The organism is Modestobacter sp. VKM Ac-2984 (assembly GCF_026967985.1).
Classification (GTDB): Bacteria; Actinomycetota; Actinomycetes; order Mycobacteriales; family Geodermatophilaceae; genus Modestobacter.
This window is the reverse complement of sequence record NZ_JAPVBJ010000001.1, coordinates 215189-231385: the sequence shown is the minus strand read 5'-3', so window position 1 is coordinate 231385 and position 16197 is coordinate 215189. Positions and strand designations below refer to the sequence as shown.

Sequence of the window (16197 nt, the reverse complement as noted above, 5' to 3'; positions counted from 1 at the left end):
CGGGGGCCCGTCCGACGTCAGCGCGCCGGGGTGATCCAGACCCGGGCGCCGGCGGGGCCCTCGAGCCCGTCGCCGGCCCCGGCCTCCTGGGCGTGCACGGTGGTGGCCAGCACCTCCGCGGCCAGCGGGGCGGCGTGCTCGGTGAGCGCCTGGGCCACGGCCCCCTCGCCGGTCCACCACACCTCGATCCGGTCGCTGACCGCCAGCCCGCTGGACTTGCGGGCGTCCTGCACCAACCGCACGACCTCGCGCGCCAGCCCGGCCCGCTCCAGCTCCGGGGTGAGGGTCAGGTCCAGGGCGACGGTGAGCCCGCCGGCCGAGGCCACCGTCCAGCCCTCCCGGGGCGTCTCGGTGATCACCAGGTCGCCCTCGACGAGCGGCACCGGCGCTCCGTCGACCGGCACGGTCGCCGACCCGGCCCGGTAGGCGGCGACCAGCTCGGCCGCGTCGGCGGCGGCGACCGCGGCGGCGACCGCCTGCACCTGCTTGCCCATCCGGCGCCCCACCGCCCGGAAGTCCACCTTGACCGAGACGTCGACCAGCGAGCCGTCGACCCCGGCGAGCTCGGTCAGCTCCGCGACGTTCAGTTCCTCGGCCACCTCGGCGACCAGCTCCCGCGGCAGCTGCGCCCACCCCGGCGCGGCCACCAGCGCACGGGCCAGGGGCTGGCGGGTGCGGGCCTTGCCCGCGGTGCGGGCGGACCGGCCCAGCTCGACCAGGCGCCGGACCAGGGCGACCTGGTCGACCAGCGCGTCGTCCCGGGCGTCCTCGTCGACGGCCGGCCAGCTCGCCAGGTGCACCGAGTCGACCGCCGCCACCTGCCCGGGCACGACGACGCCGCGCCACACCCGCTCGGTCACGAACGGGGTGAACGGCGCCATCAGACGGGTCAGCGTGTCGAGCACCTCGTGCAGGGTGCCCAGCGCCGCCGGGTCGCCGTCCCAGAACCGTCGCCGGCTGCGCCGCACGTACCAGTTGGACAGGTCGTCGACGAACTCGGCGATCAGCCGCCCGGCGGTCTGGGTGTCGAACCGCTCCAGCGCGTCGGTGACGCCGGCGGTCACCGACGCCAGCTCCGCCAGCGCCCAGCGGTCCAGCAGCGGTCGCTCGGCGCGCGGGGGAGCGGGGGTGACGGCCGGGTCCCAGCCGTTCGTCTCGGCGTAGAGGGTGAAGAAGCTGGCGGTGTTCCAGTAGGTCAGCAGGACCTTGCGGACGACCTCGGACAGCGTCTCGTGGCCGACCCGGCGGGCCGACCAGGGCGAGCCGCCGGCCAGCATGAACCAGCGGACGGCGTCGGCGCCGTGCCGGTCCATCAGCGGCATCGGCTCCAGGATGTTGCCCAGGTGCTTGCTCATCTTCCGGCCGTCCTCGGCCAGGATGTGCCCCAGGCACAGCACGTTCTCGTAGGAGCTCTGCTCGAACACCAGCGTGCCGACCGCCATGAGCGTGTAGAACCACCCGCGCGTCTGGTCGATCGCCTCGGCGATGAACTGCGCCGGGTACGCCGCCTCGAACTCCGCCTTGTTGCGGTGCGGCGCGCCCCACTGGGCGAACGGCATCGAACCGGAGTCGTACCAGGCGTCGATGACCTGCCGGACCCGGCGGTAGGTGCCCTCCTCACCCGGCACGGTGAAGGTCACCTCGTCGATGAACGGCCGGTGCGGGTCCAGGTCGGACAGGTCGCGGCCGGTGCGCTCGGACAGCTCGGCCAGCGAGCCGATGACCACCATCCGACTCGGGTCGGCGTCGTTGCGCCAGATCGGCAGCGGCGTGCCCCAGTACCGGTCCCGGGACAGCGCCCAGTCGACGTTGTTGTTCAGCCAGTCGCCGTAGCGGCCCCACTGGATGCTCTCGGGGTGCCAGTTCGTGCGCTCGTTCTGCGCCAGCAGCTGGTCCTTGACCTGGCTGGTGCGGATGTACCAGGACGGCTGTGCGTAGTACATCAGCGGCGTGTGGCAGCGCCAGCAGTGCGGGTAGCTGTGCTCGTACCGCAGCTCCCGGTACAGCATGCCCCGGTCCTGCAGGTCCTGCACCAGGGCCGGGTCGGCGGCCTTGAAGAAGTGCCCGCCGACCAGCGGCACGTCGGCGACGAAGTGGCCGGAGGCGTCGATCGGGTTGACCACCGGCAGGCCGTAGGACCGGCAGACGGTGAAGTCGTCGGCGCCGAAGGCGGGGGACTGGTGCACCAGCCCGGTGCCGTCCTCGGTGGTGACGTACTCGGCCAGGACGACGAAGTGCGCGTCCCCCTCCGGGAAGTCGACCAGCTCGAACGGCCGCTGGTAGTGCACCCGCTCCCAGTCCCGGCCGGTGGTGCGGGCCAGCACCTTCACGTTCTCACCGAGCACCGCGGTCAGCAGCGGCTCGGCGACGACGAACGTCCCGTCGTCCGTGCGGGCCACCACGTAGGTGACGTCGGGGTGCACGGCGACCGCGGTGTTGGAGGGGAGCGTCCACGGCGTCGTCGTCCAGATCAGCAGGTCGGCCTTCCCCGCCCAGTCGCCGCTGGTCACCGGGAGCCGGACGTAGACCGAGGGGTCGGTGAGCGTCTCGTAGCCCTGGGCGACCTCGTGGTCGCTCAGACCGGTGCCGCAGCGCGGGCAGTACGGGGCGACCCGGTGGTCCTCCACGAGCAGGCCCTTGTCGAACACCTGCTGCAGCGACCACCAGACGCTCTCGATGTAGCTGGCGTCCATGGTCCGGTAGGCCGTCGACATGTCGACCCAGTAGCCCATCCGCTGGGTCAGCTCGGCGAACGCGCCGACGTGCCGCTCCACCGACTCCCGGCAGCGGGCGTTGAACTCCGCGATCCCGTACCGCTCGATGTCGGGCTTGCCGGCGAAGCCGAGCTCCTGCTCCACGGCGATCTCCACCGGCAGCCCGTGGCAGTCCCAGCCGGCGCGCCGGGGCACGTGGTAGCCCTGCATCGTCTTGAACCGGGGGAAGACGTCCTTGAACGCCCGCGCCTCGATGTGGTGGGTGCCGGGGCGGCCGTTGGCCGTCGGCGGGCCCTCGTAGAAGACCCACTGCGGCCGGTCGGCAGAGCCTTCCAGCGATCGGGCGAAGACCTTGTCGGCCTCCCACTGCTCGAGGACCTCGTGTTCGAGGGCCGGCAGGTCGACCTGCGGGGGAAGGGCCTGGAACGGCCCGGAGGGAGCACTCACGCAGCCCATCATCCCCGACCCCGCCAGCACCTCCGCGCAGCCGCCGGTCCGCAGCCGCCACCGGCCGCGGACACCGGTACGGGAGACTGCCCCCCATGGGGGATCGCCGATGAACACGACGGTCACCATCGCGCTGGCCGTCGGCGCCCTCGTCGTCCTCCTCGCCGCGGTCGCGCTGCGGCTGGCCGACCGGATCGGGCTCCCGTCGCTGCTGCTCTACCTGGCGTTCGGGGTGGCGCTGGGGGAGAGCGGCCTCGGCGTCGACTTCGAGGACGTCGGGCTCACCCAGACCCTCGGCGTGGCCGCCCTCGTGGTGATCCTGGCCGAGGGTGGCCTGACCACCCGCTGGTCCGACGTCCGCCGGGCGGTGGGCCCGGGCATCGCACTGGCCACCGTCGGCGTGGTGGTCAGCATCGCCGTCGTCTCCTCGATCGCCGTCTGGCTGCTGGACTTCGACTGGCTGTTCGCCCTGCTGGTGGGTGCGGTGGTCACCTCCACCGATGCGGCCGCCGTCTTCTCCACCCTGCGCCGGATCCCGCTGCCCCGGCGGATGGTCGCCGCGCTGGAGCTGGAGTCCGGGCTGAACGACGCCCCGGTCATCCTGCTCGTCCTGGTGCTCAGCGAGCAGCTCACCGGCGGGGCCCCCTCGGTCTGGTACCTCGTCCTGGCCGAGGTGCTCGGCGAGCTGGCCGGCGGGACGGCGATCGGCGTCGGGATCGGCTTCGGCGGGGCCTGGCTGCTCCGGCGCGCCGCCCTGCCGCTGGTCGGCTTCTACCCGCTGGCCACCGTGGCCCTGTGCGTGCTGGCCTTCGCCTCCGCCGACCTGGTGCACACCTCCGGCTTCGTCGCCGTCTACCTGTGCGGCCTGGTGCTCGGCAACGCCGCGCTCCCGCACCGGGCCGGCACCATCGGCTTCGCGGAGGGGCTGGCCAGCCTCGCCCAGATCGGCCTGTTCGTGCTGCTGGGGCTGCTGGTCTCCCCGGCCCGGCTGCCCGACGCCCTGCTGCCGGCGCTGCTCGTGGGCGGCGCGCTGCTGCTGGTCGCCCGCCCGCTGTCGGTGCTGCTGAGCGTCGTTTGGTTCCGCATCCCGATCGCCCAGCAGCTGTTCATCTCCTGGGCCGGGCTGCGCGGCGCCGTCCCCATCGTGCTCGCGACGTTCCCGATCGCCGCCCAGGTGCCCGGTGCGACCCGGGTGTTCGACACGGTGTTCGTGCTCGTCGTCGTCTTCACCGTGGTGCAAGGCTGGTCACTGCCGGCCGTCGCCCGGCTGCTCCGGCTGGCCACCCCGGTCACCCCGCAGGACATCGACGTCGAGTCCGCCCCGCTGGACGAGCTCGGCGCGGAGCTGATGCAGCTCCGGGTGCCGGAGACGTCCCGGCTGCACGGCGTCTACCTGCCCGAGCTCCGGCTGCCCGAGGACGCCGCGGTCGTCCTCGTCGTCCGGGACGGCAAGCCGTTCGTCCCCGACCGGTCCACCCGGCTGATGCACGGCGACCAGGCGCTGCTGGTGTCCGCGCGCGGGTCCCGTCAGGAGGCCGAGCGGCGGCTGCGCGCGGTCAGCCGGGCCGGCCGGCTCGCCACCTGGCGCGGGGAGAGCGGCCAGCCCAGCGAGAGTGACTGAGCACGTCGCGACCCTCCGGGCCGCACCGCGGCCAGGAGCCGTGCCCCGGGCACGTTGAGCCGCTTGGAGCCGTGCCGTCGGGAGCCTCCGGCCCCGCGACGGCCCAGCTCAGCGGTCCTCCGGACCGCGGCCAGCCCGCGTCGGCGTGCGTTCGAGCGCCCCGATCGGGGGGCCTCCGGCCCCCGCGATCGGGGCGCTCAGCCCTGGAGTTCGAGCGTCTTCGTCGTGTCGGCGCGGACCTCGGCCATCAGCGCCGGCTCCTCGGACAGCTTGTGGCCGTAGGAGGGGATGGCCTCCTGCAGCAGCGGACGCCAGGTGTCCATCCGCTCCGGGAAGCAGCGCTCCAGCAGCGTGAGCATCGCCGAGGTGGCGGTGGAGGCCCCCGGGGACGCGCCCAGCAGGCCGGCGATCGAGCCCTCGGCCCCCACGATCAGCTCGGTGCCGAACTGCAGCACGCCGCGGCCGGTCGTCGCGTCCTGCTTGATGACCTGCACCCGCTGGCCGGCGGTGATCAGCTCCCAGTCGTCCTGCTCGGCGGTGGGGACGAACTCCTCGAGCGCTCGGAACCGGGCGCTGGTCGACTGCAGGACCTGGCCGATCAGGTACCTCGTCAGCGGGATGTTGGCGATCCCGGCGCCGAGCATCGAGCCCAGGTTGCCGCTGCGCACCGACTTCGGCAGGTCCCACATCGACCCGGCCTTGAGGAACTTGGGGGAGAAGCCGGCGTAGGGCCCGAACAGCAGGGCCTGCTCGCCGTCGATCAGCCGGAGGTCCAGGTGCGGCACGGACATCGGCGGCGCGCCGACCTTCGCCTGGCCGTAGACCTTGGCCTGGTGCTGGCCGACCAACTCGGGGGATCGGGTGCGGAGGAACTGGCCGCTGACCGGAAACCCGCCGAAGCCGCGGATCTCCGGGATGCCGGAGCCCTGCAGCAGCGGGAGCGCGCCGCCGCCGGCCCCGACGAAGAGGAAGCGGGTGCGCACGGTGCGGCTGCGGCCGGAGCCGGAGCGGACGGTGACCGCCCAGCGCCCGTCGGACTCCCGCCGGACCTTGCGGACCCGGGTGGAGGTGTGCAGCTCGACGCCCCGGCCGACCGCGGCGTCCAGCAGCAGCCGGGTCAGCGCGCCGAAGTTGACGTCGGTGCCGGCCAGCGACCGGGTCGCGGCGGCGACCTCGTCCGCCGGGCGGCCGGCCATCATCAGCGGCACCCACGAGGCGAGGACGTCGCGGTCGTCGGTGTACTCCATCTCCGCGAACAGCGGTTCGGCGGCCAGCGCGTCGTACCGGGTGCGCATGTACCGGCGCCCGGCCTCGCCGGTCACGAAGCTCACGTGCGGCACGGAGGTGATGAACCGCTTGGGGGAGTCGGTCAGCCCGGAGCGCACCAGGTGCGACCAGAACTGCCGGGACACCTGGAACTGCTCGTTGATGCCGACGGCCTTGGACGTGTCGACGTGGCCGTCGGGTGCCGCGGGGGTGTAGTTCAGCTCGCACAGGGCCGAGTGGCCGGTGCCCGCGTTGTTCCACGCGTCGGAGCTCTCACCGGCGACCTGGTCGGCGGACTCGAAGACCGCGACGGTCCAGTCCGGCGCCACGACGCCCAGGAGCGCGGAGAGCGTCGCGCTCATGATGCCGCCGCCGACGAGGACTACGTCGGGGTTCGAGGAACCATCCGTGGTCAAGATCTGCCTCCGTGACTGAGTGCGTACCGGTCCATCGTCGTCCGCCCCGGCGGGCGACACGTCCCGAACCCGGGAGTCCCCCCGATCTGAGGGGATGAGATGCATCACAGGGTCGCCTCCTCGAGGGTCCCCCGCGGCACCTCCGCCCGCAGCGCGGGTGACGGACGACGGGTCCGGCCGCCCCGCAGCCGACGGCCCCTGATCGTGCCCCGGCGCCCGGTCGCCCGGGACGGGGCCCTCCCGGCAGTCTGCCGAACGGGGCGCGGTCGGCCGCTATCGTCGTGACCGACGTGGTCACCGGGGCCGCCAACGGGGAGGACGGCGATGTCCGAGCAGCCCGATCCCACGACGGGTTCCTCGGCCGCTGCGGCCGGCCCGCGCGGCCGTTCCCGGGCCCGCCTGCTGCTCGGCCTGGCCGCCGCGGTCCTGGCCCTGGACCTGGCCACGAAGCTGATCGTCGTCGCCACGCTGTCCGACCGGGAGCCGCTGCGGCTGCTCGGCGGGGCGCTCTACCTCACCGAGGCGCGCAACACCGGTGCGGCCTTCTCCTTCGCCGAGGGCGCCACGCTGGTGTTCAGCCTGATCGCGCTGGCCGTGGTCGTGGTGATCGTGCGCAGCGCGCGGCGGATGCACTCGGCCGCCTGGGCGGTCACCCTCGGCCTCGTGCTCGGCGGTGCGCTGGGGAACCTGGTCGACCGGGTGTTCCGCGACCCGGGGTTCCTGCGCGGCGGCGTCGTGGACTTCCTCTCCGTGTTCGACCCCTACGGCGGGGTGTTCCCGATCTTCAACGTCGCCGACTCGGCGATCGTCTGCGGTGGCGTGCTGGGCGCGATCCTGGCCTTCCGCGGCATCGAGTTCGACGGCAGCCGCAGCGACGACCGGCCGGACGCCGTCACCGACTGAGCGCAGGACGGCCCGGCGGCGGCCGGCCGGAGTGCCCCACCCGTCACAATGGTGCGGTGATCAGCAGTCCCGGCCTGGCCTCTTCCGGCGGGCGACCCGGTGAACACCGGTCGCTGCCCGTGCCCGACGGGCTCGAGGGCCAGCGGGTCGACCAGGCGCTGGTGCGGCTGTTCGGGGTCTCCCGCGCCGTGGCCGCCGAGCTGGCGGACGGCGGTGCCGTCGTCGTCGACGGCCGTGCCCGGGGCAAGGGCGACCGACTGACCGCCGGCAGCTGGCTGGAGGTCGAGCTGCCGCCGCCACCGGGTGAGCCGGCCGCCCCGGTGCCGGTCTCCGGGCTGACGGTGGTGCACGACGACGACGACGTCGTGGTCATCGACAAGCCGGTCGGGGTGGCCGCGCACGGCAGCCCCGGGTGGACCGGGCCCACGGTCACCGGCGGACTGACTGCGGCCGGCTACCGGATCTCCACCAGTGGCGCGGCCGAGCGGCAGGGCATCGTGCACCGCCTGGACGCCGCGACCACCGGGCTCATGGTCGTCGCCAAGAGCGAACGGGCTTACACCCTGCTCAAGGCGGCGTTCAAGGAGCGCACCGTCGACAAGGGGTACCAGGCCCTGGTGCAGGGGCACCCCGACCCGTCCAAGGGCACGATCGACGCCCCGATCGACCGGCACCCCAAGCACGACTGGCGGTTCGCGGTGGTGACCGGCGGCCGCCCGTCGGTCACCCACTACGAGGTGGTGGAGGCCTTCCCGGCGGCCAGCCTCGTCGACGTCCACCTGGAGACCGGGCGCACCCACCAGATCCGGGTCCACTTCTCCGCCCTGCGCCACCCCTGCGTCGGGGACATGACCTACGGGGCCGACCCGACGCTGGCCGCTCGGCTCGGGGTGCAGCGGCAGTGGCTGCACGCGGTGCGGCTCGGGTTCGCCCATCCCGCCGACGGGCGCTGGGTCGAGTTCACCAGCGACCACCCCGCCGACCTGGCCGGCGCCCTGGCTGTCCTGCGCGCCGAGAACTGAGGCGCTCGCCTCGTGTCCGGAGCCCCCGACCTCCCTGCTGCACTCGCCGACTTCGGCGCAGCGCAGCTGGCGGCGGTGATCATCGCCGTCTACCTGGTCGTGGGGGAGCCGTTCGTCGGGTACGTGCTGCACCGGCGCTTCGAGGGGCGCCTGCGCACCGACCCGGCGGCGCGGCGGTCCTTCTACCGCCGGCTGCTGGTGCTCGAGTGGGGTCTGGCGGCGGTCACCGTCGTGGTCTGGCTCGCCGCCACCGGGGTGAGCGCGGCCGAGGTGGGGCTGCGCTGGCCGACCGGCTGGCCCGGACCGGCGACCTGGCTGGCGGTCGTCGTGCTCCTGGCGCTGGTCCTGCTGACCACCCGGGCGTTGCGCAGCGGTGCGGTCGCCGGGCCGCCGCCGGAGACGCTGCGCCGCACCCGGCCCGGCGAGGCCCGGCACGCCGAGCCACCCGGGCACTCGACGCTCGCGCTGCTGCCGCGCAGCCGGTCCGAGCGCCGGCTGTTCGCCCTGGTCGGGGTGACCGCGGGGGTGTGCGAGGAGTGGCTGTACCGCGGCTTCTTCCTCGCCGTGGTGGCGGCGCTGGCCCCCGGGCTGCCCGCCGTGGTGCTGGTCCTGGTCGCCGCGCTGGCGTTCGGGCTGGCGCACGCCTACCAGGGGCCGGCCGGGGTGGTGACCACCGGCGTCCTCGGGGGTGTGCTGGCCGGGGTCTACCTCGACACCGGCTCGCTCCTGCTGCCGGTGCTGCTGCACGCCGCGATCGACCTGCGGTTCCTGTTCGTGCCGGCCTCCGCGCTCCCGGCCGCCGTCCGGTGAGGCGCCGGGGCGGGTGTGACGGAGTGGTCCGGATCGCCGAGACACGTTCTGTCGGACCCTCGGCGTAGGACTCCGGAGGTGCGAGGATCGGGGACCGACACCCCGCACGGCAGCACCCCTGAACGGCCTTCCCCGCCGGTCACCCCAGAACGACCCGCCGCCCCTGTCCACCGCTGGTGGGCAGGCGGTGAGCACGACCCGTGAGGAGCACCACGCACCGTGAGCACCCCGTCCTCAGAGAACTTCGTGCACCTGCACGTGCACACCGAGTACTCGATGCTCGACGGGGCCGCCAAGCTCGGTGAGGTCACCAAGGCCGCGGCCGACGAGGGCATGCCGGCGCTGGCGATGACCGACCACGGCAACGTCTTCGGCGCCTACGACTTCTACAAGACCGCCAAGGCCGCCGGCGTGAAGCCGATCATCGGCATGGAGGGCTACTACACCCCCGGCTCCCGGTTCGACCGCGCCCCCTTCGACTTCGGCGACAAGCTGATGGACGAGGAGGGCGACGGCGGGAACAACCGAGGCAAGGCCGCCTACACGCACATGACCCTGCTGGCGAAGACGACCGAGGGGATGCACAACCTCTTCCGGATCTCCTCGCTGGCCAGCCTGGAGGGCCAGTACCGCAAGCCGCGCTTCGACCGCGACCTGCTGGAGAGGTACGGCACGGGCCTGATCGCCACCACCGGGTGCCCCTCCGGGGAGGTCAACATGTGGCTGCGGGCCGGCAAGGTGGACAAGGCCCGGCAGGCGGCGGCGGACTTCCAGGACATCTTCGGCAAGGAGAACTTCTACGCCGAGATCATGGACCACGGGCTGTCCATCGAGAAGAGGACCAAGCCGGCCCTGCTGGAGATCGCCAAGGAGCTCGGCATCCCGCTGCTGGGCACCAACGACCTGCACTACACCCACCGTGAGGACGCCCAGGCGCACGACGCCCTGCTGTGCATCCAGACCGGCTCCCGGCTCAACGAGACCAACCGCTTCAAGTTCAACGGCGACGGCTACTACCTGAAGTCCGCCGCGGAGATGCGCGCGCTGTTCCGCGAGCACCCCGAGGCCTGCGACAACACCCTGCTGATCGCCGAGCAGTGCGAGGTGCAGTTCACCGAGGGCGCCGACCTGATGCCGCGCTTCCCGCTGCCCGAGGGCGAGGACGAGACCTCCTGGTTCGTCAAGGAGGTCGAGGCCGGGCTGCACAAGCGCTACCCGGCCGGCATCCCCGACCACGTCCGCAAGCAGGCCGACTACGAGGTCGGGATCATCACCCAGATGGGCTTCCCGGGGTACTTCCTCGTGGTCGCCGACTTCATCAACTGGGCCAAGGACAACGGCATCCGGGTCGGCCCGGGCCGCGGCTCGGCCGCCGGTTCGATGGCCGCCTTCGCGATGGGCATCACCGACCTCGACCCGCTGCAGCACGGGCTGATCTTCGAGCGGTTCCTCAACCCCGAGCGCGTCTCCATGCCCGACGTCGACATCGACTTCGACGACCGCCGCCGGGGCGAGGTGATCCGCTACGTCTCGGAGAAGTACGGCGAGGAGCGGGTCAGCCAGATCGTCACCTACGGCACGATCAAGGCCAAGGCCGCGATCAAGGACGCCGCCCGGGTGCTCGACCGGCCGTACTCGGTGGGCGACGAGCTGACCAAGCTGATGCCCCCCGGCGTCATGGGCAAGGACATCCCGCTGTCGGGCATCTTCGACCCCAAGCACGAGCGCTACAAGGAGGCCGGGGAGTTCCGGGCCCGCTACGAGTCCGACCCGGGCGCGGCCGAGGTCGTCGACCAGGCCCGCAAGCTCGAGGGGCTGAAGCGGCAGTGGGGCGTGCACGCCGCCGGGGTCATCATCGGCCGGTACCCGCTGATCGACAGCATCCCGATCATGCGGCGCGAGGCCGACGGCGCGGTGATCACGCAGTTCGACTACCCGACCTGCGAGACCCTGGGCCTGCTGAAGATGGACTTCCTGGGTCTGCGCAACCTGACCGTGATCGACGACGCACTGCGCAACATCGTCATCAACGGCAAGGACCCGGTCGACCTCGACGAGATCAGCAAGGACCTCACCGACCCGGCCACGTACGCCCTGCTGTCCCGCGGGGAGACCCTGGGCGTCTTCCAGTTCGACGGCGGCCCGATGCGGTCGCTGCTGCGGCTGATGCGCCCGGACAACTTCGAGGACATCTCCGCCGTCGGTGCGCTGTACCGCCCGGGTCCGATGGGCGCGAACTCGCACACCAACTACGCGCTGCGCAAGAACGGCCAGCAGGAGATCACCCCGATCCACCCTGAGCTGGCCGAGTCGCTCGCGGAGATCCTGGGCCAGACCTACGGCCTGATCGTGTACCAGGAGCAGGTCATGGCGATCGCGCAGAAGGTCGCCGGGTACTCCCTCGGCAAGGCCGACCTGCTGCGCCGCGCGATGGGCAAGAAGAAGAAGTCGGTCCTGGACGCCGAGTACGTCGGCTTCGAGGCCGGGATGAAGGCCAACGGCTACTCCGCCGCCGCGGTCAAGACGCTCTGGGACATCCTGGTCCCGTTCGCCGACTACGCCTTCAACAAGGCGCACTCGGCCGCCTACGGCCTGGTCTCCTACTGGACCGCCTACCTCAAGGCCAACTACCCGGCCGAGTACATGGCCGGGCTGCTCACCAGCGTCGGCGACGACAAGGACCGCCGGCCGGTGTACCTGGCCGAGTGCCGCCGGATGGGCATCAAGGTGCTCCCGCCGGACGTCAACGAGTCCTCCTGGGACTTCACCGCCGTCGGTACCGACATCCGCTTCGGCATGGCGTCGGTGCGCAACGTCGGGCACAACGTCGTCGACTCGATCGTGCGGGCGCGCGAGGAGAAGGGCGCGTTCAAGGACTTCGCCGACTTCATGCGCAAGATCGACACGGTGGCGTGCAACAAGAAGGTCATCGAGTCCCTGGCCAAGGCCGGCGCGTTCGACTCGATGGGCCACTCCCGGCAGGGCATCGCCGCGATCCACGCCAACGCCGTGGACCAGGCGATGGGGGTCAAGCGCAAGGAGGCCGAGGGGCAGTTCGACCTGTTCGGCAGCTTCGGCGAGACCGCCGAGGACCCGTTCGGCTCCTCGCTGGACATCGCCATCCCCACCGCGGACTGGTCGAAGTCGGAGAAGCTGGTCTTCGAGCGGGACATGCTCGGCCTCTACGTCTCCGACCACCCACTGCACGGGGTGGAGCACGTGCTCACCTCGCACGCCGACACCGCGCTGGCCGAGATCATCGCCGGCGGGGTCGAGGACGGCGCCAACGTCACGATCGCCGGCATCCTGACCGCCGTCGGGCCACGCACCAACAAGCAGGGCGCGCCGTGGGCGATCGCCACGATCGAGGACCTCGAGGCCGGGCTGGAGGTGCTCTTCTTCCCCAAGACCTGGGCGCAGGTCTCGGACAAGGTGGTCCGCGACCAGATCGTGGTGGTCAAGGGCCGGATCAGCCGCCGCGACGACACGCCCTCGCTGTTCGCCTCCGAGGTGTACGTCCCCGAGGTCACCGACGGGCCCCGCGGTCCGGTGCTGGTCTCGATGCCGGCGGCCCGCTGCACGCCGCCGGTGGTGGAGCGGCTCCGCGAGGTGCTCGGCAGCCACCCGGGCACCACCGAGGTCCAGCTCAAGCTGCTCAACGGCGGCCGGGAGACGGTGCTGCGGCTGGACCAGGGGTTGCGGGTCCAGCCCAGCACCGCGCTGATGGGCGACATCAAGGCGCTCCTGGGCCCCACCAGCGTCGCGCTCCTGTGACGGCGGCCCCCGCTGCCTCCGGCCCGCCCGCACCCGAGCGGCGGAGCCTCGGAGGGGGCCGGGGGACGGCCTGAGTCGAGGCACACAGCCGGGGCAGCGACACTGGACCGGTGACCGATCCCCGTACCGCCGGGCCGGCGCCCGGTGCACCGGCCGGTCCCGGCGCTCTGCCGGCGTCCCGGCCCGCGACACCCCCACCGGGCTGGGTGCCCCAGCTGCCGGCGACCCGGGCCGGGTGGGCGCCCGGCCTGCGTGGCAGCCGCGAGGACGTGCGGACCGGGCTGATCACCGTGCTGGCCCTGACGGTCGCCGGCCTGGGAGCCGGCGCACTGTGGGCCTGGCTGGCCCCGCGGGCCGACTACCGGGTCACCGAGACCCAGATCGTGCCGGTGGTCGGGGTGCCGAGCGCCGAGGTGTTCTTCGCCGACGACGGCGTGTACGTCCTGGTGCTGGCCGGGCTGGGGGTGCTGGCCGGCGTCCTGGTGTGGCTGATCCGTCGCCGCCGCGGGGTGCCTGCGCTGGTCGGCCTGGCCGGCGGGATGGTCGGCGCCGGGGTCGTCGCCTGGCAGCTGGGTGAGCTGCTGGGGGCGGGGCCCACCGAGGCGGAGCTGGCCGAGGTGGGGGGGACGATCACCACCGGCGTGGACCTGGCCGCCACCGCGGCGCTGGCCATCGGGCCCTTCGCCGCCGTGCTCACCTACCTGGTCGCCACCGCGCTCACCCCCGACGACGACCTCGGCCGCCCCGACGACACCCCGCGGGCCGAGCAGCAGCTGCCGCCCCGCCCCCCGCTCCCGCCGGTGCCACCAGCAGCCCCCCGCCGCCCGTAGGCCCCTTGCAGGGTCCCGCCGCGAGCGTGCGAGCGGTGGGGGGCAAGGGGGTCCTTCAATCAGTTGGGGGTCATCGGGGTGGCGAACTGGCGCAGCGGCACCGGCACCGCGCCGAGGGTCCGCAGCAGGGTCAGCTCCCGCCGCAGCATCCGGGACTCCATGGCCAGCCGGCGGCGGGTCGCGGACTCGGCCAGCAGCGCCTGCCGGTCCTCGGTGGTCAGCAGGGCCACCGAGGCCACCAGGTAGGACAGGCCCCGGGCGTCGTCGCTGACCTCGCGCAGCAGGGCCGCGGTGTCGGCGATCCCGGCCGGGGCGGCGTCGTCCTCGGGCACCAGGTCCTCCGACGTCAGCGCCTCCAGCACCTCGTCCGGCAGCCCGTCGCCACCGCCCTGGCGGACGGCGACGTCGGCCACGTACCGGGCGAAGAGGTCGCGGACGTTGCCGGCCAGCAGCTCCAGCGAGCCGCGGGCCACCTCGGTGACGACCTCGTCGGCCTCGTGTCCGTGGCCGGCGTCCACGCCGACGAGCCCCTCGGCGTCCCCGGCGGCCTCCTCGGCCGCCTCCTCCTCGTGCAGCCACTCGACGACCGCACGCAGGTACGTCGGCGCGGCGCCGGCCTCACCGCCGGCCTCGCCGCCGTGCTCGACCACGTCGGCCGGTGCCAGGACGTCGAGCAGCCGGAACCGCTCACCACCGACGGTCACCACCTGGTACCCGCCGTCGGACTGGGGGGCGACCACCCGCAGCACCGCGGTGCAGCCGACGTCGAAGAGCGCCTCGGCGGGCGCGACGCGCTCCACCTCCCAGCCCTGCCGGATCGCCACCACGCCGAACCGGCGCGGTGCCCCCTCGGGGAGGGCGGACAGATCGGCGACGAGCTGGCGGTACCGGGGCTCGAAGATGTTCAGCGGCAGGACGACGCCGGGGAACAGCGGGGTCTCCAACGGGAACAGCGGGATGACCTCGCGGTCCCCGGTTCCCTCCTCCTCGCGCACGCCGGGAGCCTACGGGCAGCGGGGCCGGTGCACCCGCCGTCTACCGTGGGGTGTTCTCCCGTCGTACCCGGAGGTGCTCCGTGCTGTCCCGCATCGACCTGCGTGGTCCTGCTCTGCCCGGGCCGCGTGAGCTCGCCCAGCTGCTGCCGCGTGCCGGCGTCGACATCGACTCGGTGCTCGACGTCGTCCGGCCGATCTGCGAGGACGTGCGGCTGCGCGGCGCCGCGGCGGTCCGGGAGGTCACCGCGCGGCTGGACGGCGTGGACGTCCCGGACATGGCCGTGCCGCAGGCGGCGCTGGACGAGGCGCTGGCCACCGTCGACCCCGCGGTGCGCGCCGCCCTGGAGGAGTCGATCCGCCGCGTGCGGATCGTGCACTCCGACCAGCGCCGGACCGACGTCACCACCGACGTGGTGCGCGGCGGCACCGTCACCGAGCGCTGGGTGCCGGTGCGCCGGGTCGGCCTGTACGTGCCCGGCGGGCTGGCCCCGCTGCTGAGCTCGGTGGTCATGAACGTCGTCCCGGCGCAGCTGGCCGGGGTCACCTCGATCGCGGTGGCCAGCCCGCCGCAGCGGGACAACGGCGGCCTGCCCGACCCCGGGGTGCTGGCGGCGTGCGCGCTGCTGGGCGTCACCGAGGTGTACGCGGTGGGCGGGGCCCAGGCGATCGCCGTGTTCGGCTACGGCGCCGGGTCCTGCGCGCCGGTCGACCTGGTCACCGGGCCGGGCAACGTCTACACCACCGCGGCCAAGCGGCTGCTGCGCGGCCTGATCGGCATCGACTCCGAGGCCGGCCCCACCGAGGTCGCCGTCCTGGCCGACGACACCGCCGACCCGGTGCACGTCGCCGCCGACCTGATCAGCCAGGCCGAGCACGACCCGCTGGCCGGCGCGGTGCTGGTCACCACCAGCGAGGAGCTCGCCGACGCCGTCCTGGAGCTGGTGCCCGGTCAGGTGGCCGCCACCAAGCACAGCGACCGGATCACCACCGCGCTCGGGGGCACCCAGTCGGGCATCGTGCTGGTCGACGACCTGGACGCCGGGCTGGCCGTGGTCGACGCCTACGCCGCCGAGCACCTGGAGATCCAGACCCGGGACGCCCGTGCGGTGGCGATGCGGGTGCGCAACGCCGGCGCGGTCTTCGTCGGGCCGTGGGCGCCGGTCTCCCTCGGCGACTACGCAGCCGGTTCCAACCACGTGCTGCCCACCGGCGGCTGCGCCCGGCACTCCAGCGGGCTGAGCGTCCAGTCGTTCCTGCGCGGCATCCACGTGGTCGAGTACGACGAGCAGGCCCTCGCCGAGGTGGCCGGCCACATCGACGCGCTGGCGAACGCCGAGGACCTGCCTGCGCACGCCGCGGCGGTGCGGGCCCGGCAGCAGTCGCCGTCCCGGTCGTGACC

At 73.4% G+C, this 16197-nt stretch carries 10 protein-coding genes; 7 read left to right on the top strand and 3 right to left on the bottom strand.

Annotated elements, in window-relative coordinates; all coding sequences use genetic code 11:
* Window positions 1–17: 17 nt before the first annotated feature.
* The gene (gene ileS, locus O2W16_RS01135; protein ID WP_269156958.1) at window positions 18–3161 is read right to left on the bottom strand and encodes an isoleucine--tRNA ligase; all 3144 of its coding nucleotides are present in this window, start codon (window positions 3159–3161) and stop codon (window positions 18–20) included.
* Between the two features lie 109 nt (window positions 3162–3270).
* On the opposite strand from ileS, the gene O2W16_RS01130 reads away from it, so the two are divergent.
* Complete coding sequence (locus O2W16_RS01130; protein WP_269156957.1) at window positions 3271–4782, top strand: potassium/proton antiporter; 1512 nt, start codon at window positions 3271–3273, stop codon at window positions 4780–4782.
* 197 nt (window positions 4783–4979) lie between these two features.
* On the opposite strand, the gene mqo is transcribed toward O2W16_RS01130, so the two are convergent.
* Window positions 4980–6464: a malate dehydrogenase (quinone) gene (gene mqo / locus O2W16_RS01125; protein ID WP_269156956.1), complete on the bottom strand. Its 1485-nt coding sequence runs from the start codon at window positions 6462–6464 to the stop codon at window positions 4980–4982.
* Window positions 6465–6788: 324 nt separating this feature from the next.
* On the opposite strand from mqo, the gene lspA reads away from it, so the two are divergent.
* The 5 genes from lspA to O2W16_RS01100 all read left to right on the top strand — a co-directional run bounded on the left by lspA (window position 6789) and on the right by O2W16_RS01100 (window position 13803).
* Complete coding sequence (gene lspA, locus O2W16_RS01120) at window positions 6789–7367, top strand: signal peptidase II (protein ID WP_269156955.1); 579 nt, start codon at window positions 6789–6791, stop codon at window positions 7365–7367.
* A gap of 56 nt (window positions 7368–7423) precedes the next feature.
* Window positions 7424–8389: an RluA family pseudouridine synthase gene (locus O2W16_RS01115; protein WP_269156954.1), complete on the top strand. Its 966-nt coding sequence runs from the start codon at window positions 7424–7426 to the stop codon at window positions 8387–8389.
* A 12-nt stretch (window positions 8390–8401) separates the two neighbouring features.
* Window positions 8402–9199, top strand: coding sequence for a CPBP family intramembrane glutamic endopeptidase (locus O2W16_RS01110; protein ID WP_269156953.1), 798 nt, complete (start codon window positions 8402–8404; stop codon window positions 9197–9199).
* A gap of 219 nt (window positions 9200–9418) precedes the next feature.
* Window positions 9419–12973, top strand: coding sequence for a DNA polymerase III subunit alpha (dnaE, locus tag O2W16_RS01105; protein ID WP_269156952.1), 3555 nt, complete (start codon window positions 9419–9421; stop codon window positions 12971–12973).
* A gap of 110 nt (window positions 12974–13083) precedes the next feature.
* A complete protein-coding gene (locus O2W16_RS01100; RefSeq protein WP_269156951.1) occupies window positions 13084–13803 on the top strand; it encodes a DUF2567 domain-containing protein in 720 nt (239 codons plus the stop codon).
* A gap of 59 nt (window positions 13804–13862) precedes the next feature.
* Here the strand turns inward: O2W16_RS01100 and O2W16_RS01095 are convergent, their stop codons facing one another.
* A complete protein-coding gene (locus O2W16_RS01095; RefSeq protein ID WP_269156950.1) occupies window positions 13863–14798 on the bottom strand; it encodes an LON peptidase substrate-binding domain-containing protein in 936 nt (311 codons plus the stop codon).
* A gap of 80 nt (window positions 14799–14878) precedes the next feature.
* Here O2W16_RS01095 and hisD point away from each other — a divergent pair, with 80 nt between their 5' ends.
* The gene (hisD, locus tag O2W16_RS01090) at window positions 14879–16195 is read left to right on the top strand and encodes a histidinol dehydrogenase (RefSeq protein WP_269156949.1); all 1317 of its coding nucleotides are present in this window, start codon (window positions 14879–14881) and stop codon (window positions 16193–16195) included.
* Window positions 16196–16197: the final 2 nt, after the last annotated feature.

Excerpts from the sequence above, each read along its gene's own strand:
- O2W16_RS01130 (WP_269156957.1), top strand. The coding sequence starts at position 3,271 with ATGAACACGACGGTCACCATCGCGCTGGCCGTCGGCGCCCTCGTCGTC.
- lspA (WP_269156955.1), top strand. The coding sequence starts at position 6,789 with ATGTCCGAGCAGCCCGATCCCACGACGGGTTCCTCGGCCGCTGCGGCC.